Annotated in this window: 1 tRNA gene and 2 rRNA genes; all 3 read left to right on the top strand. The window is 53.1% G+C overall.

Features of this window, described 5'->3' with window-relative positions:
• The 3 genes from C0Z18_RS32305 (at position 1) to rrf (ending at position 3,631) form a co-directional block, all read left to right on the top strand.
• Positions 1 to 76, top strand: a tRNA-Ala gene (locus C0Z18_RS32305).
• Between the two features lie 354 nt (positions 77 to 430).
• A 23S ribosomal RNA gene (locus C0Z18_RS32300) occupies positions 431 to 3,311 on the top strand.
• Positions 3,312 to 3,517: 206 nt separating this feature from the next.
• A 5S ribosomal RNA gene (gene rrf, locus C0Z18_RS32295) occupies positions 3,518 to 3,631 on the top strand.
• The last annotated feature ends 28 nt before the right edge of the window (positions 3,632 to 3,659 follow it).

Raw genomic sequence — 3,659 nt, 5'->3', positions numbered from 1 at the left:
GGGGGCATAGCTCAGCTGGGAGAGCACCTGCTTTGCAAGCAGGGGGTCGTCGGTTCGATCCCGTCTGCCTCCACCAACCTTCAATGACAAGCGTTCGGTTTGTACCGAGTCTTTGTCATTGGCGATTGAGCCAGTCAGAGCGACTGAAGTAACGAGTCGGCTGTCGATCTTTAACAATCTGGAAGAAGTAGTAATGGATATTGGAAGCGTCTATGAGATGGACGTGGAAGATATCAATGGGTAGTGATTGTATCAATGTATTTAAAGTGATCGAAAGATGACTTGGAATACGGCACAACGCGAGAACTCAAACCTGTAGCGAGTGGTTCTAACCCCGTAGGTGGTACCTCTAAGGTGCCCCGCAAGGGGGCGAGCCCGGAGTAAGCGCTAAAGCGCTAACTCTGGCCGCGTAGAGACGCTCTCGTTATAGGGTCAAGCGAACAAGTGCATGTGGTGGATGCCTTGGCGATCACAGGCGATGAAGGACGCGGTAGCCTGCGAAAAGCCCCGGGGAGCTGGCAAACGAGCTTTGATCCGGGGATGTCCGAATGGGGAAACCCACTCCGTATGGAGTATCCATAGCTGAATACATAGGCTATGTGAAGCGAACGCGGTGAACTGAAACATCTAAGTAACCGCAGGAAAAGAAATCAACCGAGATTCCCAAAGTAGTGGCGAGCGAAATGGGAAGAGCCTGTACGTGTTATCTGTGTTGTTAGCTGAACGCTCTGGAAAGTGCGGCCATAGCAGGTGATAGCCCTGTAAGCGAAAACAGCGTGGAAGAACTAGGCGTACGACAAGTAGGGCGGGACACGTGAAATCCTGTCTGAAGATGGGGGGACCATCCTCCAAGGCTAAATACTCGTGATCGACCGATAGTGAACCAGTACCGTGAGGGAAAGGCGAAAAGAACCCCGGGAGGGGAGTGAAATAGATCCTGAAACCGCATGCATACAAACAGTCGGAGCCTCGTAAGGGGTGACGGCGTACCTTTTGTATAATGGGTCAGCGACTTACGTTCAGTAGCAAGCTTAACTGATTAAGGCAGGCGTAGCGAAAGCGAGTCCGAATAGGGCGTTCAGTTGCTGGGCGTAGACCCGAAACCAAGTGATCTATCCATGGCCAGGTTGAAGGTGCGGTAACACGTACTGGAGGACCGAACCCACTAACGTTGAAAAGTTAGGGGATGAGCTGTGGATAGGGGTGAAAGGCTAAACAAACTTGGAAATAGCTGGTTCTCTCCGAAAACTATTTAGGTAGTGCCTCGTGTATCACCTTCGGGGGTAGAGCACTGTCATGGTTGAAGGGTCCATTGCGGATTACTTCGCCATAGCAAACTCCGAATACCGAAGAGTGCAATCACGGGAGACAGACATCGGGTGCTAACGTCCGGTGTCAAGAGGGAAACAACCCAGACCGCCAGCTAAGGTCCCCAAATATAGCTAAGTGGGAAACGAAGTGGGAAGGCTAAAACAGTCAGGAGGTTGGCTTAGAAGCAGCCACCCTTTAAAGAAAGCGTAATAGCTCACTGATCGAGTCGTCCTGCGCGGAAGATGTAACGGGGCTAAGCTATATACCGAAGCTGCGGATGCGTGCTTGCACGCATGGTAGGAGAGCGTTCCGTAAGCCTGCGAAGGTGCACTGTAAGGTGTGCTGGAGGTATCGGAAGTGCGAATGCTGACATGAGTAGCGATAAAGGGGGTGAAAGGCCCCCTCGCCGTAAGCCCAAGGTTTCCTACGCAACGTTCATCGGCGTAGGGTGAGTCGGCCCCTAAGGCGAGGCAGAAATGCGTAGCTGATGGGAAGCAGGTCAATATTCCTGCACCATTGTTAGATGCGATGGGGGGACGGATCGCGGAAGGTTGTCCGGGTGTTGGAAGTCCCGGTCGCTGCATTGGAGAAGGTGCTTAGGCAAATCCGGGCACGTAATTCAAGGGTGTGGCGCGAGCGGCCTAGTGCTGCGAAGCAATCGGAAGTGGTTCCAAGAAAAGCCTCTAAGCTTCAGTCTAACGATGACCGTACCGCAAACCGACACAGGTGGGCGAGATGAGTATTCTAAGGCGCTTGAGAGAACTCGGGAGAAGGAACTCGGCAAATTGGTACCGTAACTTCGGGATAAGGTACGCCCTTGTAGCTTGACTGGCCTGCGCCAGAAGGGTGAAAGGGTTGCAATAAACTGGTGGCTGCGACTGTTTAATAAAAACACAGCACTCTGCAAACACGAAAGTGGACGTATAGGGTGTGACGCCTGCCCGGTGCCGGAAGATTAAATGATGGGGTGCAAGCTCTTGATTGAAGTCCCGGTAAACGGCGGCCGTAACTATAACGGTCCTAAGGTAGCGAAATTCCTTGTCGGGTAAGTTCCGACCTGCACGAATGGCGTAACGATGGCCACACTGTCTCCTCCCGAGACTCAGCGAAGTTGAAGTGTTTGTGATGATGCAATCTCCCCGCGGCTAGACGGAAAGACCCCATGAACCTTTACTGTAGCTTTGCATTGGACTTTGAACCGATCTGTGTAGGATAGGTGGGAGGCTATGAAACCGGAACGCTAGTTTCGGTGGAGCCGTCCTTGAAATACCACCCTGGTTTGTTTGAGGTTCTAACCTTGGCCCGTGATCCGGGTCGGGGACAGTGCATGGTAGGCAGTTTGACTGGGGCGGTCTCCTCCCAAAGTGTAACGGAGGAGTACGAAGGTACGCTAGGTACGGTCGGAAATCGTGCTGATAGTGCAATGGCATAAGCGTGCTTAACTGCGAGACCGACAAGTCGAGCAGGTGCGAAAGCAGGTCATAGTGATCCGGTGGTTCTGTATGGAAGGGCCATCGCTCAACGGATAAAAGGTACTCTGGGGATAACAGGCTGATACCGCCCAAGAGTTCATATCGACGGCGGTGTTTGGCACCTCGATGTCGGCTCATCTCATCCTGGGGCTGTAGCCGGTCCCAAGGGTATGGCTGTTCGCCATTTAAAGAGGTACGTGAGCTGGGTTTAAAACGTCGTGAGACAGTTTGGTCCCTATCTGCCGTGGGCGTTGGATATTTGAAGGGGGCTGCTCCTAGTACGAGAGGACCGGAGTGGACGAACCTCTGGTGTACCGGTTGTCACGCCAGTGGCATCGCCGGGTAGCTATGTTCGGAAGAGATAACCGCTGAAAGCATCTAAGCGGGAAACTCGCCTTAAGATGAGATATCCCCGGGGACTTGATCCCCTTGAAGGGTCGTTCGAGACCAGGACGTTGATAGGTCGGGTGTGTACATGCAGTAATGCATTGAGCTAACCGATACTAATTGCCCGTACGGCTTGATCCTATAACCGGAGTGTTTCGCGACAGCAGTTAGCGCTTCAGCGCTTACTGATGTCCTGCCCCCGAAGGGGGTACGTGAAGCGCACCAGGTTTGATCCTCGCAGTGCCACACAATCACCACCCAAGCGACATCCATTACACCGGTTCAGTCCGGATACTTCTTCCCAGATTGGCTGTGGCGCCCTTACCGCGACACAGCAACAAGTCATGCCTGATGATCATAGCGAGTTGGTACCACCCCTTCCCATCCCGAACAGGACCGTGAAACGACTCCACGCCGATGATAGTGCGGATTGCCCGTGTGAAAGTAGGTAATCGTCAGGCACCCAATGCTAAGAAACCCCCGAAAGCC

Source organism: Trinickia dabaoshanensis (genome assembly GCF_002879885.1).
GTDB classification, from domain to species: Bacteria; Pseudomonadota; Gammaproteobacteria; order Burkholderiales; family Burkholderiaceae; genus Trinickia; species Trinickia dabaoshanensis.
This window is presented reverse-complemented; position numbering and strand designations above follow the sequence as displayed.